The sequence below is a fragment of the Pseudomonas sp. GM80 genome, from assembly GCF_000282515.1.
In the GTDB taxonomy this organism is placed as follows: Bacteria; Pseudomonadota; Gammaproteobacteria; order Pseudomonadales; family Pseudomonadaceae; genus Aquipseudomonas.
In genome coordinates this window covers 88,868-108,116 of record NZ_AKJD01000246.1, presented here as the reverse complement: position 1 = coordinate 108,116, position 19,249 = coordinate 88,868, and the positions used below count along the sequence as shown (strand labels likewise).

At 59.2% G+C, this 19,249-nt stretch carries 20 protein-coding genes; 10 read left to right on the top strand and 10 right to left on the bottom strand.

Going from position 1 to position 19,249, the window contains the following annotated elements; all coding sequences use genetic code 11:
* Window positions 1-131 precede the first annotated feature (131 nt).
* Window positions 132-1,433 (bottom strand): MFS transporter, encoded by a 1,302-nt coding sequence (locus PMI37_RS28060; RefSeq protein ID WP_008087743.1) that lies wholly within the window; start codon window positions 1,431-1,433, stop codon window positions 132-134.
* A 120-nt stretch (window positions 1,434-1,553) separates the two neighbouring features.
* Here PMI37_RS28060 and PMI37_RS28055 point away from each other — a divergent pair, with 120 nt between their 5' ends.
* Together PMI37_RS28055 and sthA are read left to right on the top strand one after the other, a co-directional pair.
* Window positions 1,554-2,540: an FAD:protein FMN transferase gene (locus tag PMI37_RS28055; protein ID WP_177323344.1), complete on the top strand. Its 987-nt coding sequence runs from the start codon at window positions 1,554-1,556 to the stop codon at window positions 2,538-2,540.
* Window positions 2,541-2,737: 197 nt separating this feature from the next.
* A complete protein-coding gene (gene sthA, locus PMI37_RS28050; protein WP_007984277.1) occupies window positions 2,738-4,132 on the top strand; it encodes a Si-specific NAD(P)(+) transhydrogenase in 1,395 nt (464 codons plus the stop codon).
* Between the two features lie 42 nt (window positions 4,133-4,174).
* Here the strand turns inward: sthA and PMI37_RS28045 are convergent, their stop codons facing one another.
* On the bottom strand, window positions 4,175-4,897 hold the full coding sequence (locus PMI37_RS28045; protein ID WP_008087738.1) for a glycerophosphodiester phosphodiesterase: 723 nt from the start codon (window positions 4,895-4,897) through the stop codon (window positions 4,175-4,177).
* A 14-nt stretch (window positions 4,898-4,911) separates the two neighbouring features.
* Window positions 4,912-5,493, bottom strand: coding sequence for a PilZ domain-containing protein (locus PMI37_RS28040; protein ID WP_008087736.1), 582 nt, complete (start codon window positions 5,491-5,493; stop codon window positions 4,912-4,914).
* 94 nt (window positions 5,494-5,587) lie between these two features.
* Here PMI37_RS28040 and PMI37_RS28035 point away from each other — a divergent pair, with 94 nt between their 5' ends.
* The 3 genes from PMI37_RS28035 (at window position 5,588) to PMI37_RS28025 (ending at window position 8,837) form a co-directional block, all read left to right on the top strand.
* Window positions 5,588-6,838, top strand: coding sequence for a lipoprotein-releasing ABC transporter permease subunit (locus tag PMI37_RS28035; protein ID WP_008087733.1), 1,251 nt, complete (start codon window positions 5,588-5,590; stop codon window positions 6,836-6,838).
* Window positions 6,831-7,529, top strand: coding sequence for a lipoprotein-releasing ABC transporter ATP-binding protein LolD (gene lolD / locus PMI37_RS28030; RefSeq protein WP_008087731.1), 699 nt, complete (start codon window positions 6,831-6,833; stop codon window positions 7,527-7,529). Before PMI37_RS28035 ends, lolD begins: the two co-directional genes overlap by 8 nt.
* 63 nt (window positions 7,530-7,592) lie before the next feature.
* A complete protein-coding gene (locus tag PMI37_RS28025; protein ID WP_008087730.1) occupies window positions 7,593-8,837 on the top strand; it encodes a lipoprotein-releasing ABC transporter permease subunit in 1,245 nt (414 codons plus the stop codon).
* A 119-nt stretch (window positions 8,838-8,956) separates the two neighbouring features.
* Here the strand turns inward: PMI37_RS28025 and PMI37_RS28020 are convergent, their stop codons facing one another.
* Both PMI37_RS28020 and PMI37_RS28015 read right to left on the bottom strand, forming a co-directional pair.
* Window positions 8,957-10,303, bottom strand: coding sequence for a heavy metal sensor histidine kinase (locus tag PMI37_RS28020; RefSeq protein WP_008087728.1), 1,347 nt, complete (start codon window positions 10,301-10,303; stop codon window positions 8,957-8,959).
* Window positions 10,303-10,983 carry a heavy metal response regulator transcription factor gene (locus tag PMI37_RS28015; protein WP_008087726.1) on the bottom strand — a complete coding sequence of 227 codons (681 nt, stop codon included), beginning with the start codon at window positions 10,981-10,983 and terminating at the stop codon, window positions 10,303-10,305. Before PMI37_RS28015 ends, PMI37_RS28020 begins: the two co-directional genes overlap by 1 nt.
* 163 nt (window positions 10,984-11,146) lie before the next feature.
* Here PMI37_RS28015 and copI point away from each other — a divergent pair, with 163 nt between their 5' ends.
* Together copI and queF are read left to right on the top strand one after the other, a co-directional pair.
* Window positions 11,147-11,674, top strand: coding sequence for a copper-resistant cuproprotein CopI (gene copI / locus PMI37_RS28010; RefSeq protein ID WP_008087724.1), 528 nt, complete (start codon window positions 11,147-11,149; stop codon window positions 11,672-11,674).
* 61 nt (window positions 11,675-11,735) lie between these two features.
* Window positions 11,736-12,566, top strand: coding sequence for an NADPH-dependent 7-cyano-7-deazaguanine reductase QueF (gene queF, locus PMI37_RS28005; protein ID WP_008087722.1), 831 nt, complete (start codon window positions 11,736-11,738; stop codon window positions 12,564-12,566).
* Between the two features lie 84 nt (window positions 12,567-12,650).
* Here the strand turns inward: queF and PMI37_RS28000 are convergent, their stop codons facing one another.
* Together PMI37_RS28000 and PMI37_RS27995 are read right to left on the bottom strand one after the other, a co-directional pair.
* The gene (locus tag PMI37_RS28000) at window positions 12,651-12,914 is read right to left on the bottom strand and encodes a DUF4404 family protein (protein WP_008087721.1); all 264 of its coding nucleotides are present in this window, start codon (window positions 12,912-12,914) and stop codon (window positions 12,651-12,653) included.
* A gap of 108 nt (window positions 12,915-13,022) precedes the next feature.
* Entirely contained in the window at window positions 13,023-13,643 is a 621-nt protein-coding gene (locus tag PMI37_RS27995) for a hypothetical protein (RefSeq protein WP_008087719.1), read from the bottom strand.
* A 184-nt stretch (window positions 13,644-13,827) separates the two neighbouring features.
* On the opposite strand from PMI37_RS27995, the gene PMI37_RS27990 reads away from it, so the two are divergent.
* A complete protein-coding gene (locus PMI37_RS27990; protein ID WP_008087717.1) occupies window positions 13,828-14,517 on the top strand; it encodes an MlaA family lipoprotein in 690 nt (229 codons plus the stop codon).
* Window positions 14,518-14,568: 51 nt separating this feature from the next.
* Here the strand turns inward: PMI37_RS27990 and PMI37_RS27985 are convergent, their stop codons facing one another.
* Window positions 14,569-14,868, bottom strand: a complete 300-nt coding sequence (locus PMI37_RS27985) for a PilZ domain-containing protein (protein WP_008087716.1) — start codon at window positions 14,866-14,868, stop codon at window positions 14,569-14,571.
* A 275-nt stretch (window positions 14,869-15,143) separates the two neighbouring features.
* On the opposite strand from PMI37_RS27985, the gene rssB reads away from it, so the two are divergent.
* A complete protein-coding gene (gene rssB / locus PMI37_RS27980; RefSeq protein WP_045123320.1) occupies window positions 15,144-16,325 on the top strand; it encodes a two-component system response regulator RssB in 1,182 nt (393 codons plus the stop codon).
* On the top strand, window positions 16,325-16,807 hold the full coding sequence (gene rssC, locus PMI37_RS27975) for an anti-sigma factor antagonist RssC (RefSeq protein ID WP_003226553.1): 483 nt from the start codon (window positions 16,325-16,327) through the stop codon (window positions 16,805-16,807). The genes rssB and rssC overlap by 1 nt, the downstream gene beginning before the upstream one ends.
* Before the next feature lie 212 nt (window positions 16,808-17,019).
* Here rssC and tal read toward each other — a convergent pair whose 3' ends face one another.
* The gene (gene tal, locus PMI37_RS27970; protein ID WP_008087712.1) at window positions 17,020-17,946 is read right to left on the bottom strand and encodes a transaldolase; all 927 of its coding nucleotides are present in this window, start codon (window positions 17,944-17,946) and stop codon (window positions 17,020-17,022) included.
* 201 nt (window positions 17,947-18,147) lie between these two features.
* Window positions 18,148-19,110: a cellulase family glycosylhydrolase gene (locus PMI37_RS27965; protein WP_008087710.1), complete on the bottom strand. Its 963-nt coding sequence runs from the start codon at window positions 19,108-19,110 to the stop codon at window positions 18,148-18,150.
* Between the last annotated feature and the right edge of the window lie 139 nt (window positions 19,111-19,249).

Genomic DNA, 19,249 nt, shown 5'->3' with positions numbered 1-19,249 from the left:
CTGCCGAAGGCTGCGATCTTTGCTTTATGCCCTCATCGCTGGCAAGCCAGCTCCCACAGGTTTCTTGGTGAATTGCACAATTGCGTTAACACCCGAAACCCTGTGGGAGCTGGCTTGCCAGCGATAGCGTCCTATCGGGCGCCACCAGGGATGGCTGCTTGCGCCGTGCGCAGTTCATGCTTGTTGCCACGAAACAGTACCAACGTTGCAATCAACCCCAACACCGCCGCGCCACTGAGCCAGATCCCCGGCGCAGCCTTGTTATCCAGCACATGAATCAGGTACGTACACGCCGCCGGCGTAAACCCGCCGAACGTCGCCGTCGCCAGGCTGTAGGCCAAAGAGAACCCCGTTGTGCGCACTTCCACCGGCATGATCTCGGTCAGCGCCACCACCATCGCGCCGTTGTACGAGCCGTAAAGGAACGACAGCCACAACTCGACGATCAGCAAATGGCTGAAGCTCGGATTCGCCACCAGCCACGACAGGGCAGGGTAAGCGGTAAGAATCGCCAGAATCGTCGCCGCCAGCAGTAGGGGTTTGCGCCCGATCTTGTCAGAGACCGAGCCCATCACCGGCAACCAGAAGAAGTTCGACAGGCCGATACACACCGTCACCAGCAACGCATCGAAATCCGACAAGTGCAGTTCGGCCTTACCGAAGGTCGGGGTGTACGCGGTGATCAGATAGAAGGAAACCGTAGTCATCACCACCAGCGCCATGCCAGCGATGACGATGCCAAAGTTCTGACCGATCGAGCGGACAATTTCCCGCAAGGTAGGGCGATGTTTCCGCGCCTGGAATTCCGGGGTTTCTTCCAGCGAACGACGAATGACGAAAATCACCGGCACAATCATGCAGCCGATCAGGAATGGCACGCGCCAGCCCCAGTCACCCATTTGCTCGGGGCTCAGCCAGTGGTTGAGGCCGACACCGAGCAAACCGGCGAATACCACCGCCGCTTGCTGGCTGGCGGACTGCCAACTGACAAAGAAGCCCTTGCGGCCCGGCGTGGCGATTTCTGCCAGATACACCGACACGCCGCCCAGCTCCACGCCCGCCGAGAAACCTTGCAGCAAACGGCCGAACAGCACTAATAGTGGCGCAGCGACCCCAAGCGTGGCGTACCCCGGCACGCAGGCAATCAGTACAGTGCCGGCCGCCATCAACGCCAGCGTTATGATCAAACCCTGGCGACGACCGTGACGGTCGATGTAGGCGCCGAGGAAGATCGCCCCCAGCGGTCGCATCAGGAAACCGGCACCAAAGGTCGCCAGCGAAAGCATCAGCGAAGCGAAGGCGCTGTCGGTGGGGAAGAAGGTTTTGGCGATGGCCGTGGCGTAGAAGCCGTAGACCATGAAGTCGAACATTTCGAGGAAGTTGCCGCTGACAACGCGGAAGATCGCTTTGCCTTTGCCCGTGGTGGAGGACATGTTCAGGTACTCACTATTGGATTTTGTATAAAGATGTTGCAGATCCTTTAATTCATAATGGCCGCCGTGGTTTTACGGAGAGATGAATAATTGTTCACTGGACGGTTGCTTGGGCTTGTGATGCTGGCTGGCATATTGGCTGGCTGCGGCAATGGCGATTCCATGGAAAGCTTTGGCGGGCCAACCATGGGCAGCACGTATTCGATCAAGTACGTGCGCCACGCTGGCATGCCTGAATCAACGCAGGTTCGCAGTGAAGTGGAGGGCATCCTCGGCGAAGTCGATCGGCAGCTGTCCACCTACCGCAACGATTCGGACATCGAACGCTTCAACGCTTTGCCCGCCAATAGCTGTCAGAAGATGCCCGCATCGGTACTCGAATTGATCCGCGTCGGCGAACAACTGTCAGTGCAAAGCGAAGGTTCCTACGACCTCACTGTCGAGCCGCTGATGAATCTCTGGGGTTTCGGTCCGCAAGGTCGTGAAGAGAAAGTCCCTGATGCCGCCGTACTGGCAAAGGTGATGCCGCGGGTTGGCCATCAGCATCTGCGCATCAATGGCGATCAACTGTGTAAAGACGCCGCTGTCGAAGTCGACTTCAACAGCATCGCCGCCGGTTATGCCGTCGACACCATCGCCGCCAGGCTCGACGCGCTGGGCGTTCACGATTACCTGGCTGAAGCCACGGGCGAATTAAAGGCCAAAGGCAAAAAACTCGACGGCTCAGCTTGGCGCATTGCCTTGGAACAACCCCGCGACGATCAACAAATCGCCGAGCGCATCATCAATGTCGATGGCTATGGCGTCTCGACCTCCGGCGACTACCGCAACTATTTCCTGCAGGACGGTCGGCGTTATTCCCACACCTTCGATGCGCGTACCGGTGCGCCCGTCCTACATGACCTGGCGTCAGTCACGGTGATTCATCCTTCAGCGTTGATGGCTGATGGACTATCGACGCTGTTGCTTATTCTCGGCCCCGAAAGGGCGTGGGACTATGCCGAAAAACATGACGTTGGTGCATTCTTTGTGATTCGTGCCGATACAGGTTTTATCGTCCGCACCAACAAGGCTTTCGAGCGCCTCAGTGGCGAAAAAACTGACTGAGAACAATACGAAAGCTGGCGTTGTAGTGCAGGCAAAAGTAGCCTACGACGCGACCAAGGGTTAATGTGCGCGGCGTTGACGCTTCTATAGACTGTGTCCGGGTTCTTGATTGACCCCCAATTGTTCCTTCGCGCCGCCGTTCGGCGTGATTTAGCCGCCGGTGCTGCTGGCACCGCGGCCTGTTCTGAGGAGTACGCATGGCTGTCTACAACTACGACGTGGTGGTGCTGGGTTCCGGCCCGGCGGGAGAAGGCGCGGCAATGAACGCCGCCAAAGCAGGGCGCAAGGTCGCGATGGTCGACAGCCGTCGCCAGGTCGGCGGCAACTGCACCCACCTCGGTACCATCCCGTCCAAGGCACTGCGTCACTCGGTGCGGCAGATCATGCAGTTCAACACCAATCCTATGTTCCGGGCGATCGGCGAGCCACGCTGGTTCTCCTTCCCGGACGTGTTGAAAAGCGCCGAGAAAGTCATTTCCAAACAAGTCGCTTCGCGTACCGGCTACTACGCCCGTAACCGTGTCGACGTGTTCTTCGGTACCGGCAGCTTCGCTGACGAGCAAACCATCGAAGTGGTCTGCGCCAACGGCGTGGTCGAAAAACTGGTGGCCAAGCACATCATCATTGCCACCGGCTCGCGTCCTTATCGCCCGGCGGACATCGATTTCCACCACCCGCGTATCTACGATAGCGACACCATCCTCAGCCTCGGCCACACCCCGCGCAAACTGATCGTTTACGGCGCCGGCGTGATCGGTTGCGAATACGCGTCGATTTTCAGCGGTCTGGGTGTACTGGTTGAGCTGGTCGACAACCGTGGTCAGTTGCTGAGCTTCCTCGACTCGGAAATCTCCCAGGCGTTGAGCTACCACTTCAGCAACAACAACATCACCGTGCGCCACAACGAAGACTACGACCGCGTAGAAGGCGTGGACAACGGCGTGATTCTGCACCTGAAGTCGGGCAAGAAGATCAAGGCCGACGCCTTGCTCTGGTGCAACGGCCGTACCGGTAACACCGACCAGTTGGGCCTGGAAAACATCGGCGTCAAGGTCAACAGCCGCGGCCAGATCGAAGTCGACGAGGCTTACCGCACCTGCGTGCCGAACATCTACGGTGCCGGTGACGTGATCGGCTGGCCGAGCCTGGCCAGTGCCGCCCATGACCAGGGCCGTTCGGCCGCTGGCAGCATCGTTGATAACGGTAGCTGGCGCTTTGTGAATGACGTGCCGACCGGCATCTACACCATTCCGGAGATCAGCTCGATCGGCAAGAACGAGCAGGAACTGACCCAGGCCAAAGTGCCGTACGAAGTCGGCAAGGCGTTCTTCAAGAGCATGGCGCGTGCACAGATCGCCGGCGAGCCGCAAGGCATGCTGAAGATCCTGTTCCACCGTGAAACCCTGGAAGTGCTGGGCGTTCACTGCTTCGGTTATCAGGCGTCGGAGATCGTCCACATCGGTCAGGCGATCATGAACCAGCCGGGCGAACTGAACACCCTGAAGTACTTCGTCAACACCACGTTCAACTACCCGACCATGGCCGAAGCCTATCGGGTAGCGGCGTACGACGGCCTCAACCGGCTTTTTTGACGGGCTCCGGCCGGTGGCCTGAGCCGGCCGGGGAGACCGATTTCAGCAATTCTCGAGCGTGGCAGTGGCCAAACCGGGAAAGTCTGTAATCAGGCTGTCAACGCCGAAGTCGGCGAGTCTGCGCATCAGCGCAGGCTCGTTGACGGTCCATACCGACACATGCAGCCCCTGACGCTGCGCCTTCTGCAGGCGTTCCGGCGTACACAGCGTCCAGTTCAGCGCAAGAATCTCGCAGCCGTAACTGGCCGCGACCTTCAACGGGTCGAGCCAGGCGTATTCGGCGACCAGTCCGCGCGACACGTCCGGCACCAGATCCAGCGCTGCTTTCAAAACTTCCCGCGAGCTCGAGGTGATTGTCACCTTGTCGAGCAGGCCGTGGCGTTGGGCCATTTCACGAATCGCCAGCACCGTGGTTGCGGCGCGGGTGCGTGAAGCGCTCTTGACTTCCAATTGCCAGTGCTCGAAATCGCATTGCTCGAACAACTCTTCCAGCGTCGGAATCGGGCACGGCTTGATCCAGCCCGGGCCACCCTTGCGCGCATCGTAGGTCACCAGCTCGGCGGCGGTGTGCTCGACGACTTTGCCGCGCCGATCCGTGGTGCGTTTGAGGGTCGGGTCGTGGATGACCATCAACTCGCCGTCCTTGGACAGGTGCAGATCGAGTTCGCAACGGCGCACGCCGTGCTTGAGACATTCCTGAAAACTGCTCAGGGTGTTTTCCGGTGCTTCGCCCTTGGCGCCGCGGTGGCCGTAGATGAGGGTCACGGTTCTTCCTTAAATTAAATGCCTGATTCGTTCTGTTCGCGGGCCAGTCGTCGTTCCTGGGCCTGCTTCTGCAAGATATAGCGGGCGAGCAACTGGCGCTGGGCGTCGGTCAAGTGTTCGAACTCGGTGCCGACGTCATAACCGTCGCCCTTGCGGTCGCAATGGGTGACACGGGCGCGCAGCAGCAGGCCGAGCGCTTGCGGCATCAGCACCAGTTTCACCGACAGGTGGGCGCCGGCGGCAATCGGCGTCGGGTGCTGGAAGTCGATCCCGCCTTCGGAAATGATCACGGGTTGCGGCTCGCCAATGTGGCCGAGCACGGTCAGGGCGACCACCTGGCTGAGCAGGTCGATGCGTTTGTTCTGCGATTTGAGGAACGCGGCGATGGCCCGGTCGCGCTCGCTGATCTGCCGCAACAAGTGCTGCGACTCGAATTCGCTCAGGTGCAGTTCGCTGAGCAGGTTGAACAGTGGGGAAGCATCCTGCAACACTTCCTGGCCTGCGGCTTCGGGAGCGGACAGGGGCCGAATTTCCAGTGCGATCGTGTCCTCGATACGGTAGTATTCGCGGCGATCTTCTTCATCTAATGTCGACATGGCGAACCCATGGTAGCGGCGGTGGTCTGAGTGTAAAGCTGGTTATCGACCCCCGCCACAAGGACGTTCCTTTTCCCTCCGAACAAGCCCCGACATGTTCAGACCTCTCTTCGTATTTATCGGCACGCGTTATACCCGTGCAAAGCGTCGCAATCATTTTGTGTCATTCATTTCCCTGACTTCGATGATCGGGCTCGCCCTTGGCGTGGTCGTGATGATCGTCGTGCTGTCGGTGATGAATGGCTTCGATCATGAGATGCGCACCCGCGTGCTGGGCATGGTGCCCCACGCGACCATTGAATCCACCGAGCCGATCAACGATTGGCAAAGCCTGGCCACCAAGGTCAAGCAGAACCCGCAGGTGACGGCCGTTGCGCCGTTCACCCAGATGCAGGGTCTGCTGACCAATAACGGCCAGGTGTCCAAGGTGTTGCTCAATGCCATCGACCCTGCGCTCGAGCGCAACGTGTCGATCATCGACAACTTCATGAAGCAGGGCAAACTCGACGATTTGACGCCGGGCAGTTTTGGCATCGTCATTGGCGACAAGGCCGCGACCAAGCTGGGCGTGGGCATCGGTGACAAAGTCACCTTCGTCGCGCCGGAGGTCAGCGTGACCCCGGCCGGGATGTTCCCGCGCATGAAACGCTTTACCGTGGTCGGCATTTTCCATGTCGGCGCCGGTGAGTTGGACGGCTATCTGGGCGTCACTAACCTGCAGGATCTGGCGAAGATGCACCGCTGGAAACCGGATCAGGTACAGGGCATCCGCCTGAAGTTCGACGACCTGTTCCAGGCGCCGCGTGTGGCATGGAACATCGCTCAGCAGCTTGGCGAAGACCATTACTACGCCCGCGACTGGACCCGTACCCACGGCAATCTGTATCAAGCGATCCGCATGGAAAAAGCCATGATCGGCCTGCTGTTGCTGCTGATCGTCGCCGTTGCCGCGTTCAACATTATTTCCACGTTGGTGATGGTGGTGAATGACAAGAAGGGTGATATCGCCATTCTGCGCACCTTGGGCGCGACGCCGGGCACGATCATGCGCACGTTCATGGTGCAAGGCACGGTGATCGGCGTGGTCGGCACGGCGATTGGCGCGGTGGTCGGTATTTTCGCTGCGCTTAACGTCAGCGCCGCGATCTCGGCACTGGAAGGCCTGATCGGCCATAAATTCCTTAATGCTGACGTGTATTTCATTGATTATCTTCCGTCGCAGGTGCAGAGCCAGGATGTCGTCATGGTCTGCGCCGCGGCGTTGGTTCTGAGTTTCCTCGCCACCCTGTATCCCGCCTGGCGTGCCGCGCGCACCCAGCCGGCGGAGGCGCTACGTTATGAGTGAGTCGGGCATGAGTGAACAAGCAATCTTGAGCTGCCGCAACCTGGGCAAATCCTACGAGGAAGGCCCGGAGTCGGTCGAAGTGCTGGCCGGTCTGCAACTGGAGTTGCACCCGGGCGAGCGTGTGGCGATTGTCGGCACCTCAGGTTCGGGCAAAAGTACTTTGCTCAACCTGCTCGGTGGTCTGGACACGCCGACCAAGGGCAGCGTCTGGCTCGACGGTGAAGAACTGTCGGCGCTGAGCGAGAAGAAGCGCGGCCTGCTGCGCAACCGTGCACTTGGTTTCGTTTACCAGTTCCACCACTTGCTGCCGGAATTCACCGCGCTGGAAAACGTCTGCATGCCGCTGCTGATCGGCAAGACGCCGATCCCGGAAGCCCGTCAGCGCGCGACCGCTTTGCTGGAACGCGTCGGCCTCGGCCATCGTCTGGAGCACAAACCGTCCGAATTGTCCGGTGGTGAGCGTCAGCGTGTCGCCATCGCTCGAGCTCTGGTGAACAAGCCAGGCCTGGTGATGCTCGACGAGCCGACCGGCAACCTCGACTCCCACACCGCCCAGGGCATTCAGGATTTGATGCTGGAACTCAGCACCTCGATGCGCACCGCGTTTCTGGTGGTGACTCACGACATGAACCTGGCCCGCCAGATGGATCGCGTACTGCACCTGCAAGAAGGTCGCCTCACGCCTATCTGATTGGCTGAAACCCGACGCCGGAAACGGCGTCGGGTCTTTTATTTTTATACGGTGCCCCAGCGAATGTTCAGACCGTTATCGATCTTTATCGGCACGCGCTATACCCGCGCCAAGCGCCGCAATCGCTTTGTTTCGTTCATTTCGATGACCTCGATGATCGGCCTCGCCCTCGGCGTGCTGGCAATGATCGTGGTGTTGTCGGTGATGAACGGCTTCCAGCGCGAAATGAGCTCGCGCATCCTCGGCATGGTGCCGCACGCGACCATCGTTGGCGTCAAGCCGATCGATGACTGGCAGCCCGTCGCCGCCGCTGCGATGAAAAATCCTGAAGTGACTGCCGCTGTGCCGTTCACCGAAATGGAAGGCATGCTTTCCTACAAGGGTTTGATGCAGCCGATTCAGATCAGCGGTGTCGATCCGGCCCAGGAAGGCAAGGTATCGATCGTTGCCCAGCACATTGTGCAGGGCCGTCTTGATGCCTTGAAACCGGGTGAGTTCGGTGTGGTGATTGGTGAAATCACTGCACGACGTTTCCGCCTCAATGTCGGCGACAAGATCACCCTGATCGTCCCGGAAGTCAGCACTGCACCGGGTGGCATCACCCCGCGTATGCAGCGGCTGAACGTGGTGGGTGTGTTCAAGGTTGGCGCTGAACTGGACGGCTCGATGGGCCTGATCCACGTGGCTGATGCCGCGACCATGCAGCACTGGGAACCGAATCAGGTGCAGAGCGTGCGTCTGGCGGTGAAAGACCTGTACGCCGCGCCGAAAGTCTCCGCGGACATCGCCGCCAGTCTGGGCGCCGAGTTCAAGGCTGACGACTGGACGCACACTCAGGGCAGTCTGTTCAGCGCGATGAAAATGGAAAAAACCATGATCGGCCTGCTGTTGCTGATGATCGTCGCGGTGGCGGCGTTCAACATCATCGCGACGTTGATCATGGTGGTGAACGACAAGGGCGCGGACATCGCGATCCTGCGTACCATCGGCGCCACGCCACGGCAGATCATGGCGATCTTCATGGTGCAGGGCACAGTAATCGGCATTGTCGGCACTATTATTGGCGGCGTGCTGGGTGTGATTGCCGCGCTGAATGTCAGTCAGATCGTCGGCTGGATCGAGCGAGTCAGCGGCCAGCACATCTTCAGTTCAGACGTGTATTTCGTCAGCAATCTGCCGTCGGAATTGCAGGCGGGGGATGTGCTGTTGATCTGCTCGGCGGGTTTCATTCTGAGCTTTCTGGCGACGGTGTATCCGGCGTGGCGAGCGGCGAAGATCGAGCCGGCTCACGCCCTGAGATATTCGTAAGCCACTCCATGCTCGTTCCCACGCTCTGCGTGGGAATGCCTCAACGAACGCTCCGCGTTCGGCTTTGGAAGGGACGCGGAGCGTCCCGGGCTGCATTCCCACGCAGAGCGTGGGAATGATCAGGTTCGAGGCAACTCAATCACAAGCCGCGTCCAACCCGCCTCGGATTCGCAATGAATCTGCCCCCCATGCGCGCGGACGATCGACTGCGTAATCGCCAGCCCCAACCCCGCATGCTCACTGCTGCCTTCCTGCCGCGCCGGATCGGCTCGATAAAACCGGTCAAACAGCCTTGGCAACAACTCAGCTGAAATCCCTTCGCCACTGTTCTCTACTGAAACCCGCACAGCGCTCGATTGATCAACGATCCGCACATTCACTCCGCCGTCAGCCGGGGTAAACCGCAACGCGTTATCCAGTAAGTTCGACAAGGCTCGCCGCAACATACTGCGGTCACCGTCGATCCGCGCATGACCTTCGCGCGTCAGACTGACCCCGGCGTCCTCCGCCAGCGGTGCGAAAAACTCCAGCAACACATCTGCCTCATCCGCCAGTTCCAGCGCGTCGCGTTTGGGCATCAGCAAACCGTGGTCAGCCTTGGCCAGATACAGCATGTCATTGACCAGTTGCGCCATCCATTGCAGCTCTTCGAGATTGCTGTGCAGCGCTTCGCGGTAATCCTCGATCGGCCGTGGGCGGGTGAGGGTGACTTGCGTGTGGGTCAGCAGGTTCGACAGCGGTGTGCGCAGCTCATGGGCGATGTCGGCCGAGAACGCCGAGAGCCGCTGAAACGAGTCGTCGAGGCGGGCGAGCATGGCGTTGAAGCTGTGGGCCATTTCCGCAAGCTCGGGAGGAATTTGCGCTTCTGGCAGTCGGGCGTTGAGCGAGTGTGCGGAAATCCCGCGAGCCACCGCGCTCATGCGCCGCAATGGCTGCAAACCACTGCGGGCAGCCCATGCGCCGAGCAGCGCCGTAGCCAGTGCCGAGAGACCGACGGTCAGCCAGATCAAGTGCTGCATGCGCTGCAGAAAGTGCTGGTGATGGGTGATGTCGAGCAACAGGGTCAGTTGCGGCGAATCAGTTTTGTCCGGGTAGAGCGGGGCGTTGAGCACCCGATAATCGGTGCCGGCGCTGCTGATTGTCGACAGACCGGGTGGTGGCGGTAAATCCTTGGGGATCAGCGTCGAGCTGTCATACCAGCGTTGGCCGTCACCGCCGGTGATCCTCAGCGACAAGTCGGCCTGACGGCTGAGCTCATCGGCCAGCCGCGCGGCACTTTCCGCGGGCCGCACATTTTGCAGGGCGCGGCGCAGGCCGATCAGTTTGGCATCCAGTTGTTGCTGGTCGAGCTCGATGAAGTGCGCCTCGCTGGCGCGGTTGAACAACACGCCGGCGAACAGCGAAACCACGGCGGTGCAAGCGGCAAACAATAACGCCAGACGTGAACTCAGGGACAAGCGGCGCATCAGGCACAACGCTCTTCAAGCACGTAACCCATGCCGCGCACGGTGTGGATCAGTTTGTTGGGGAATTCGTCGTCGATCTTCAGGCGCAAGCGGCGGATCGCCACTTCGATGACATTGGTGTCGCTGTCGAAATTCATGTCCCAGACCTGCGAAGCGATCAGCGATTTCGGCAGCACTTCGCCCTGGCGACGCAAAAGCATCTCCAGCAAGGCGAATTCCTTGGCGGTCAGGTCGATGCGCTGGCCACTGCGTTCGACCCGACGGCGGATCAGGTCCAGGCGCAGATCCGCCAGTTGCAGACTGGTTTCCTGCGGTGTGGCGCTGCCGCGACGCAACAGGCTGCGCACTCGCGCCAGCAGTTCAGAGAAGGCGAAAGGTTTCACCAGATAATCGTCGGCACCCAGCTCAAGGCCATGAACCCTGTCTTCCACGGCGTCTTTGGCCGTCAGAAAAAGTACCGGCGTATCCAGCCCGGCACTGCGCACTGTTTGCAGAATCTGCCAACCGTTGCGCCCGGGCAGCATCACGTCGAGGATCAGCAGCGCATAATCACCGCTCAGTGCCAGTTGTTGACCGCTGTCGCCATCGGCCACCCATTCGGTGTTGAACCCGGCCTCGGTCAGACCCTGGTGCAAGTATTGGCCGGTTTTCGCTTGGTCTTCGACGATCAGCAGTTTCATGGGCGACTCAGTGGATTCGGGGTGCAGAAATGAAAGCGTTATACCTTGCGGGAACGCGACAAACGCCAACCTGACAAAGTTGTAATCTGCCGGTCAGGTAGATGCCAGCTCAGGCCCGCTAGAGTTTCCCACAGGCTGAACCTTATCTTGTTGGAGAACGACCATGTTTTTACGCCAATCCCTGGCCTTGTGTTTGTTGGCGCTGAGTTCGCCAGTGTGGGCCGCGCCAGCCCATACCTATGATTTCGGCCAGCCGGCGCCCGCAGCCCAAGCCACGCGCAGTGTTGAAGTGGTGCTGAATGACATGTCGTTCGATCCCAAGGCAATTGAGGTCAAGGCCGGTGAGACCGTTCGCTTTGTGCTGGTGAATAAAGGCCAGTTACTGCACGAATTCAACCTCGGTGACGCGGCGATGCATGCCAAGCATCAGCAGGAAATGTTGCAGATGCAGCAAAGCGGCATGCTCACGCCTACCGGCATGAAAGAAATGTCCCACGACATGGCCGGCATGGATCACGCAGCGATGGGCCATGGCATGAAGCATGATGATCCGAACAGCGTGCTAGTCGAGCCGGGCAAGACTGCCGAACTGACCTGGACCTTCAGCAAGGCAACGAGCCTGGAATTCGCCTGCAATATTCCCGGCCATTACCAGGCGGGCATGGTCGGCAAATTGACTGTCAGTCAGTAAGCACTCAAAGGCACGCGCAAAGGCTGGTAGAATCCGCTGATTCTTCAGTCAGGTTTCCGCCATGCATCCCGCAGCCGAACACTCGCCGCTGGGCAAATCCAGCGAATACATCGCCACGTACACGCCGTCCCTGCTGTTCCCGATTCCGCGCACCGCGAAATGGGCCGAGCTGGGCCTGACCGCCGAAACCCTGCCGTATAAAGGCGTGGATTTCTGGAACTGCTTCGAGTTGTCGTGGCTGTTGCCGTCCGGCAAACCGGTGGTGGCGATCGGCGAATTCAGCATCCCGGCGGATTCGCCGAACATCATCGAGTCGAAGTCGTTCAAGCTGTATTTGAACTCGTTGAACCAGACGCCGTTTGCCGACGTTGCGACGCTGGAAGCAACGCTGGTCAAGGACCTGTCAGCCGCTGCCGGCAAACCGGTTGGTGTGCGCGTGCGTAGCCTGAAGGATGTTGAGGCGGAAGGCGTTGTGGCTTTGCCGGGCGTGTGCATCGATGATCTGGATATCAGCGTCAGCAACTATGAGCATCCGCGCCCGGAACTGCTGCGTTGCGATGACTCGCGAACTGTCGAAGAGACGGTACACAGCCATCTGCTCAAATCAAACTGCCCGGTGACCAGTCAGCCGGACTGGGGCACGGTGGTGGTGGAGTATCGTGGTTCAGCGCTGGATCATGCGAGCTTGCTGGAATACATCGTCAGCTTCCGCCAGCATTCGGACTTCCATGAGCAGTGTGTGGAGCGGATTTTCCTTGATCTGCAGCGGCTGCTGAAACCTGAGAAGCTCACGGTGTTTGCACGCTACGTGCGTCGCGGTGGTCTGGACATCAACCCGTATCGCAGCACCGACAACGTGCAGCTGCCGAACCATCGGTTGGTGCGTCAGTAAGATCAAAAGATCGCAGCCTGCGGCAGCTCCTACATTGAACATCTGTAGGAGCTGCCGCAGGCTGCGATCTTTTGATTTTGGGAATCAGATCCCCATGCTGCCCAGCGCGTTGACGATATTGCGCAGGGTGCCGGCAATCGCCGGGTGTTCGAGTTCAAAGCGATCAACCGCCAGGTTCACGCCGTCGGCGATGCTCGCATCTTGCGTGGCGGTTTCCAGTTTTATTTCCGATTCGATCTGCGCCATCAGCGCATGCAGGTCTTCGCGTTCAGCTTCCGAAAGCGGTGGATTCTGCTCCAGCTGCTCGCGCAGGGTATCGAGCTGTTTCTGCAGTTCTTGGGCGGGCATGGTGTTTTCCTTTTATCGAGAGGCACTGGCATTGACCGCAGCCGCGCGCCAAAGGTCTATGGCTGACCTTTAGATTAATCCACTCGCGTCAAACCTGCATGATCCCGATCAGGGCTTTTCGCCTTTGAACCGGCGCAGGCTGATGTCTGCCAGGCAGGTGTCGAGCTCGCCAAGATGATCGATCACCGAGTGCACGCCGAGCCCGAACAGTTGCACGGTGGCTTTGCCGCGCAATTGCTCGCGTTGTTTTTGCGCCAGGGCGTGCCATTCACTCGGCGCCAGGCCGCACAGCGAACCGCAGGACGCCAGGCCGATGGTCCACAGCCCGGCATTCAGGCCGGCCTGGAGCAATCGCGGCTCGCCGCTGACCAGCACGCAGCCGTCCAGACGATCGACATTCAACCCCATCAATGCTTGCCAGCAAGCGTTGGGAGCAGGCCATGGATTGTTTGTTGCGGAATGTTGCGATGGCTTCACCCACGTCGGCAAGGCAGCCGATAGCGGCAGGGCGAGGGCCGAAGGCAATTCATCCATCCAGGCACACGGAATTCGCTGGCGTTGCAGGCTGTGCAGACTCTCCAATGCGCCGGGAGTGGCTTCGGCGTGTTCAGGCAAGATGCTGGTGAGCTGTCGTGTACGGGCGCCGAAATCCACCAGGCAACCGCTGAGTCCGAACAACACGGCAGTCAGGCTGGGCACGGCGAGGGGCAAGGATTCGGCCTGTGACATGGAAACGTCCCTGAAATAGCGTCAAGGCTAGGGACGGTCAGTGACAGTTGGATGACAGGCCTGCGGGAAACGTCCTACAGACGAAATTCAGGTGGACTGCCCAAAACGCCGTTTGCGCTTATACTGTCGCCCTTGAACCGTGGGCCCCGTCGCCTGCGACAGTACAAATCCAAGGAGTTTTTCTATGCGCTGGAGCAATTCGCTCGCTCAGCTAAGTGTATGTGCCGGCTTGTTGCTGGCTCCGTTCGCCACTCAGGCCGCAACGGAAGAAGACCCTTGGGAAAGCGTCAACCGTCCGATCTTCCAGTTCAACGACTTCGTCGACACCTACGCCCTGAAACCGCTGGCGCAGGGCTATGAGTTCGTGACGCCGCAGTTCCTCGAAGACGGCATCCACAACATGTTCCGCAACGTCGGTGATGTCACCAACCTGGCCAACAACATTCTGCAGGCCAAACCGGCTGCGGCTGGCGTCGACACTGCACGCCTGATCTTCAACACCACGTTCGGCCTGCTCGGCTTCTTCGACGTCGGCACCCAAATGGGCCTGAACCGCAGCGACGAAGACTTTGGCCAGACCCTCGGCTACTGGGGCGTCGGCAGCGGTCCATACGTGATGCTGCCACTGATGGGGCCAAGCACCCTGCGTGACGCGCCTTCCAAGTATGTCGACAGCTACACCGGTATGTACCGCTACATCAACGATGTGCCGGTGCGTAACTCGATCTTCGGCCTGAACATCGTCGACACCCGCGCCAGCCTGCTGTCGAGCGAGAAGCTGATCAGCGGCGACAAATACACCTTCATCCGCAACGCTTACTTGCAGAACCGCGAGTTCAAAGTGAAGGATGGCCAGGTCGAAGACGATTTTTAATCTCGACCGGTAAAAGGAAGGCGACCTCAGGGTCGCCTTTTTTGTGTGCAGCTATTTCATCTCCAGGATGGTCAGGCCGAGCTTCTGGCCGCCGCCATCCTGTGACCGGACCCAGACCACTTCGGTCTCGGCTTCAAGCCCGCTGAGCGCCGCGTGATCGGAGTCGATCCGCACACTCAAGCGATCACCGACCGCGAACTGGCGTGGCGCTTCGACCTGCATGCCGCTGCTGGAGAGATCGATGCACACCGCTGAAACCTCATCCCCTTGATGAATCAACACGACATCGGCATCGACCCGCATGCGGATGAAATCGCGCTTTTCGCTGTAGTCCCGACCGGTTTGACTCATGGCGTCGTCCTTCCATTGGGTTACGGTTTGAGCTGTTCTTATAACTCTCGGTGATTTGACAAGTAAAGTCGTCAAGCGACCATCGGCGCAAGCTTGAAACACCCCGCGGATGGGAGTACCGTCTGCGCCTTAGAAGGGCACCTCTGGTGCAACCGCGTTCACGGCCAATGCTCGAAAGCGGTGCAGCAGAGAGGCTAGAAAGCGAATCCAGTAGTCTGCGCAGGGCCAAATGCCTCGCCAACTACGCCAACCTAATTCTGGCGCCGTTTGCCCACATGCCAAAAACCAGTGCCACGCTGCTGATAATCGATGATGACGAAGTAGTGCGCGCGAGCCTCGCGGCCTATTTGGAAGACAGTGGTTTCAGCGTCCTGCAGGCCAGCAACGGCCAACAGGGTCTTCAGGTATTCGAGCAAGAACAGCCCGACTTGGTCATCTGCGATCTGCGCATGCCGCAGATGGGCGGTCTCGAACTCATCCGTCAGGTCACCGAGCTGTCACCGCAAACGCCGGTGATCGTGGTTTCGGGTGCCGGCGTGATGAACGACGCGGTCGAGGCCCTGCGCCTCGGCGCGGCGGATTACCTGATCAAGCCCCTCGAAGATCTGGCCGTGCTCGAGCACTCCGTGCGCCGGGCCCTGGATCGTGCGCGCCTGCTGCTGGAAAACCAGCGCTACCGCGAGAAGCTGGAAAAGGCCAACCGCGAGCTTGAGGCCAGCCTGAACCTGCTCCAGGAAGACCAGAACGCCGGTCGCCAGGTGCAGATGAACATGCTGCCGGAAAGCCCGTGGAGCATCGACGAGTTCAAGTTTGCCCACCAGATCATCCCGTCGTTGTACCTGTCGGGTGATTTTGTCGACTATTTCCGGGTCGACGAGCGCCGGGTTGCGTTCTACCTGGCAGATGTATCCGGTCATGGCGCCTCTTCAGCCTTCGTCACGGTGCTGCTGAAGTTCATGACCACGCGCTTGCTGTTCGAATCCAAGCGCAACGGCACCTTGCCGGAATTCAAGCCTTCGGAAGTCCTTGGTCATATCAACCGGGGGCTGATCAGTTGTAAGCTGGGTAAACACGTCACAATGGTCGGTGGAGTCATCGACGAGGAGACCGGTTTGTTGACCTATAGCATCGGCGGCCATCTGCCGTTGCCTGTGTTGTACACGCCTGACAGTGTTCGTTATCTGGAAGGACGCGGTCTGCCGGTGGGCCTCTTCAATGAAGCCACCTACGAAGACCACGTGCTTGAGCTGCCGCCGACGTTCAGCCTGACGCTGATGTCCGATGGCATTCTGGATCTTTTGCCAGAACCTACGCTCAAAGAAAAAGAAGCCGCTTTGCCTCAACGGGTGAAGTCGGCGGGCGGCAGCCTGGATGGTCTGCGGCAAGTGTTCGGATTGGCCACGCTAGGGGAGATGCCGGATGATATCGCCCTGTTGGTGTTGAGCAGGAATCTTTAATGAGTACCGGTAGAATCCAGTTCGCCGAGCAGGACGGCACCTTCGTCCTGAAGTTCGTCGGTGAAGTTCGCCTGACCCTGTGTTCGGCGTTGGATGCGACTATTGAGAAAATCTTCACCGCGCTGAATTTCAACGCGATCGTGATCGATTTGACCGAAACCCGCAGCATCGACAGCACGACGTTGGGCCTGTTGGCCAAGCTGTCGATCCTGTCGCGGCAGAAGGTCGGCCTGCTGCCGACTGTCGTCACCACCCACGAAGACATCACCCGTCTGTTGCAATCGATGGGGTTCGAGCAGGTGTTCAACATCGTCAACCACCCGGTGCCGTGCCCGGAGTGCCTGGACGACCTGCCGGATCAGGACCAGTCGGAAGAAGTGGTGCGGATCAAGGTGCTTGAAGCGCACAAGATCCTCATGGGCCTGAACGATTCCAATCGTGAAGCGTTCCATGACCTGGTCAATGCCCTCGAAAGACACTGATCTCATGAGGTGTTGTCCCGGCCGGCCTCATCGCGGGCAAGCCCGCTCCCACAATGATCGCGTGAAATCTGAAACTCAGGTTCTCCACATACCCTGTGGGAGCGGGCTTGCCCGCGATAGCGTCGAGTCGGTCGATACATTTATCAGTGCAGGCAAAATGAAAAAGGGCGAACCCGTGCGGGTTCGCCCTTTTTGCATTTCAATAACTCAAATCACAGCTTGGCCTGCAACAGCGCCTCAAGCTTCTCCTGGTCGCGAGCAAACTGACGGATGCCCTCGGCCAGTTTCTCGGTGGCCATCGCGTCTTCGTTGGACAACCAGCGGAATTGCGCTTCATTGAGGCTCTGACGGGCTTCACCGGCGTGACCTGGGGCCAGTTTGCGCTCCAGTTTGCCGGTGTCCGCTGCCAACTTGTCGATCAGGTCCGGGCTGATGGTCAGGCGGTCGCAGCCGGCCAGTTGCTCGATCTGGTTGAGGTTACGGAAGCTGGCGCCCATGACCACGGTCTTGTAGTCATTGGCCTTGTAGTAGTTGTAGATGCGTGTCACCGACTGTACGCCCGGATCATCGGCGCCGGTGTAGTCGTTGCCGTTGGCCTTTTTGTACCAGTCGTAGATGCGGCCCACGAACGGCGAAATCAGGAATACGCCGGCGTCGGCGCAGGCAGCGGCCTGGGCGAAGGAGAACAGCAGGGTCAGGTTAGTCTGGATGCCTTCCTTCTCCAGCACTTCGGCGGCGCGGATGCCTTCCCAGGTCGAGGCGATCTTGATCAGTACGCGGTCGCGGCCAATGCCGGCCTTGTCGTACAGCTCGATCAGGCGATGCGCGCGTTTGAGCACGGCATCTTTATCAAACGACAGGCGCGCATCCACTTCGGTGGAGATGCGGCCCGGGATCACCTTGAGGATTTCCTGGCCGACGGCGACGCCAAAACGGTCGCTGGCCAGGCCGACATCGCCCTTGCAGTCGCTGACGCAGGCATTCAGCAGCTCGGCGTACGCCGGAATGGCCGCCGCCTTGAGCAGCAGGGAAGGGTTGGTGGTGGCGTCGACCGGCTTGACCCGGGCGATCGCTTCGAAGTCGCCAGTATCGGCAACAACGGTGGTGAACTGTTTGAGTTGTTCCAGCTTGGAAGTCATGGGCGTGCTCTGTCCTATGGGTCTGATGACATTACCCGAGCGCTGACAGCCACTCAAGGGTACATATGTGTATCGATGGCCCCTGTGGCAACAACCTGAGGACGATTGTTTGAAAGGTGGGGCGCGCTATCGATGAATACGATGCCAAAACAGCCAACAGGTTCAAAGCAACCGACCTGTGAACAGGTCGGCTGCACAGGCCTACTCGGCCTTCAACAAGGCTTCGATCGACATTCGCGCCGGTTTCGGCTGACCGTCCGAGGTCAGCAAGCCAAAGTTTTTCTCTCGCTCGTTACTGCCGGAGTCGCTGTTCTTCCATTCATAGATGGAGGTCAGCGGGATCTTGAGTTTTTTAACGTCGCCGATGAACGCGTTGATCTTGCTCGCCTGTCCTTCGGCTCCGCCGTTGGAAGGTAGCGCCGAGATCCCCCATTCACTGATCACGCCCGGTAAATGAAAGTTTTGCTGGATAAACGCCTGCGCGTTGCTGATCTGCGTGGCGGTCATGCCGTAGGGATGATAGGACACGGCGCTCAGGCATTTCGGGTATTCACTGACGATGCGGTTTAGCGCCACGGTTGAGGCCGAGCCTGCGGTCGGGGGCCGGGCGAAACCGTAACCGACCACCGGTGTTGCTGGCGGTTTGCCTTGCAACGACTTGCACACGGCGCTCATGAACGGCACGAAGGTCGTGTCGAAATTTCGTGTCGGCCAGTAGGTCTCAAGATCCGGTTCGTTCCACAGTTCAATCGCCACCAATTGCGAACCGTAGGAGGTTTCCAGTCCTGTTACGGCTTTGGCAAATGCCTCGCCAGCGCCCGCCAGCTCAGCGGTGTTGTCCGCTGAGGCCGTCAACGGCTTGATCGCGCGCACGGTCAACAGCACCGGCAGACCGGCCGATCCAGCCGCCGCAAACGCATCACTGACCTGTTTCTGATAAGCCTTGGCCGTCAGGCTGTCGCTCCACACGCCGAAGCGTACAAAACCAAAACCTGCCGATTTGATTTGCGCGGCGTCGGCGGCAGAGAAGTTTTGAATCTTCACCTGAACGCCGATGTTCTTGGCCGGAAGGTTGGGAAACGTTTCGCTCGCATGAACCTGAGTGGTAGCGCCCGCGATCATCAGCGCCAGCGCGCCGATTTTTTTGAGATGTTTGATTTTCATGTCTGCTCTCCCGAAGAGAAGTGACAACTACGAAGAATGATCTCGTTGCTCAATTTTCGAGTGAGGTGATGGCACTTAGTGCACGAATGTTATTTTTTGTCGGAAAACAAAGATCTGAAAATCACAGTTATTTTTAGTC

What these genes read in the sequence shown, in the direction of transcription:
- PMI37_RS28055 (WP_177323344.1), top strand. Translation starts at nt 1,554, where the DNA reads ATGCTGGCTGGCATATTGGCTGGCTGCGGCAATGGCGATTCCATGGAA.
- rssB (WP_045123320.1), top strand. Translation starts at nt 15,144, where the DNA reads ATGCCAAAAACCAGTGCCACGCTGCTGATAATCGATGATGACGAAGTA.
- queF (WP_008087722.1), top strand. Translation starts at nt 11,736, where the DNA reads ATGCATCCCGCAGCCGAACACTCGCCGCTGGGCAAATCCAGCGAATAC.
- copI (WP_008087724.1), top strand. Translation starts at nt 11,147, where the DNA reads ATGTTTTTACGCCAATCCCTGGCCTTGTGTTTGTTGGCGCTGAGTTCG.
- sthA (WP_007984277.1), top strand. Translation starts at nt 2,738, where the DNA reads ATGGCTGTCTACAACTACGACGTGGTGGTGCTGGGTTCCGGCCCGGCG.
- lolD (WP_008087731.1), top strand. Translation starts at nt 6,831, where the DNA reads ATGAGTGAGTCGGGCATGAGTGAACAAGCAATCTTGAGCTGCCGCAAC.
- PMI37_RS27965 (WP_008087710.1), bottom strand. Translation starts at nt 19,110, where the DNA reads ATGAAAATCAAACATCTCAAAAAAATCGGCGCGCTGGCGCTGATGATC.
- PMI37_RS27985 (WP_008087716.1), bottom strand. Translation starts at nt 14,868, where the DNA reads ATGAGTCAAACCGGTCGGGACTACAGCGAAAAGCGCGATTTCATCCGC.
- PMI37_RS28015 (WP_008087726.1), bottom strand. Translation starts at nt 10,983, where the DNA reads ATGAAACTGCTGATCGTCGAAGACCAAGCGAAAACCGGCCAATACTTG.
- PMI37_RS27990 (WP_008087717.1), top strand. Translation starts at nt 13,828, where the DNA reads ATGCGCTGGAGCAATTCGCTCGCTCAGCTAAGTGTATGTGCCGGCTTG.
- PMI37_RS28040 (WP_008087736.1), bottom strand. Translation starts at nt 5,493, where the DNA reads ATGTCGACATTAGATGAAGAAGATCGCCGCGAATACTACCGTATCGAG.
- PMI37_RS28020 (WP_008087728.1), bottom strand. Translation starts at nt 10,303, where the DNA reads ATGCGCCGCTTGTCCCTGAGTTCACGTCTGGCGTTATTGTTTGCCGCT.
- rssC (WP_003226553.1), top strand. Translation starts at nt 16,325, where the DNA reads ATGAGTACCGGTAGAATCCAGTTCGCCGAGCAGGACGGCACCTTCGTC.
- PMI37_RS28025 (WP_008087730.1), top strand. Translation starts at nt 7,593, where the DNA reads ATGTTCAGACCGTTATCGATCTTTATCGGCACGCGCTATACCCGCGCC.
- PMI37_RS27995 (WP_008087719.1), bottom strand. Translation starts at nt 13,643, where the DNA reads ATGTCACAGGCCGAATCCTTGCCCCTCGCCGTGCCCAGCCTGACTGCC.
- PMI37_RS28035 (WP_008087733.1), top strand. Translation starts at nt 5,588, where the DNA reads ATGTTCAGACCTCTCTTCGTATTTATCGGCACGCGTTATACCCGTGCA.
- tal (WP_008087712.1), bottom strand. Translation starts at nt 17,946, where the DNA reads ATGACTTCCAAGCTGGAACAACTCAAACAGTTCACCACCGTTGTTGCC.
- PMI37_RS28060 (WP_008087743.1), bottom strand. Translation starts at nt 1,433, where the DNA reads ATGTCCTCCACCACGGGCAAAGGCAAAGCGATCTTCCGCGTTGTCAGC.
- PMI37_RS28000 (WP_008087721.1), bottom strand. Translation starts at nt 12,914, where the DNA reads ATGCCCGCCCAAGAACTGCAGAAACAGCTCGATACCCTGCGCGAGCAG.